Annotated in this window: 1 protein-coding gene; it reads left to right on the top strand. The window is 71.1% G+C overall.

The features are described from left to right. Positions 1 to 282 precede the first annotated feature (282 nt). On the top strand, positions 283 to 1060 hold a 778-nt coding region (locus tag G5C51_RS42140; RefSeq protein ID WP_338118517.1), incomplete at its 3' end, for an ATP-binding protein.

Raw genomic sequence — 1060 nt, 5'->3', positions numbered from 1 at the left:
CCACAACCCCCGAAGCCCCCGCAGCCCCACCCACCTTCACCGGCTCCGCCAGCCCTGCCCGTGCCAGCCGCCTCGCGCTGACCTGTTCCCACGTCATCATCCGCAGTCGCCTCATGTCGCCGTACCCTAGGGCGGCTTGAGGACAGCTACGGTCCTCAGCCAGCCCTCGCCCTCAGCGCGTCGTATACCACCAACCTGCCCGATCAGCGCCGTTTCCCGGAGAAAAGCCTTGGGCAAGCCTTCTCCGCAGGAGACTCACCACACAGGACAAGGGGCGCCCAGGTGCCGGGAAACGCAGGCAACGCGAGCAACGCGAGCAGTGCGGGGACCAGCAGGAATCACAGGCAGGGCAACCTCCCCGCCGAGACCACGAGCTTCGTCGGCCGTACCGCCGAACTCGCCGAACTACAGAGGCTCCTGACCCGCTCCCGCCTCGTCACACTCACCGGCGTAGGCGGCGTGGGCAAGTCCCGGCTGGCGCTGCGCGCGGGTGCCCGGGCGCAGGCGGAGGAGGTGTTCAGCGATGGTGTGTGGCTGGTCGAACTCTCGCCGCTGCAGGATTCCGCGCTGCTCGCACACACCGTCGCGGGCGCGCTGCGGCTCTCCGACGCCACTGCGCGCCCGGCTCTGGAGGTGCTCGGCGAGTGGCTGGCGGACAAGGCGCTGCTGCTGATCCTCGACACGTGCGAGCACCTGATCGACGGCTGCGCACGCCTCATCAGCTCGCTGCTGTCCGTCGCCCCCGGCCTCCGCGTCCTCGCCACCAGCCGGCAGCCGATCGGCGTACCCGGTGAGCAGGTCATCCCCGTATCCCCGCTGCCCACCGAAGCCGAGGCGGTACGGCTCTTCACCGACCGCGCCGCCACCGCCTCGCCGGGCTTCGCGCTGCACGCCGCCGACCGGCAGGCCACCGCCGCGGTCACCGACCTCTGCCGCGACCTCGATGGCCTGCCGCTGGCGATCGAACTGGCCGCGGGCCAGCTGCACGCGATGTCCCTGGAGCAGCTCACCGAACGGCTGCGGGTCCGCTTCGACACCCTCACCCCGATAGGCCACCCCC

The sequence above is a fragment of the Streptomyces coryli genome (genome assembly GCF_011044975.1).
GTDB lineage: Bacteria > Actinomycetota > Actinomycetes > Streptomycetales > Streptomycetaceae > Streptomyces > Streptomyces coryli.
The sequence above is the reverse complement of the archived record's forward strand: the minus strand, read 5'-3'. Positions and strand labels throughout refer to the sequence as shown.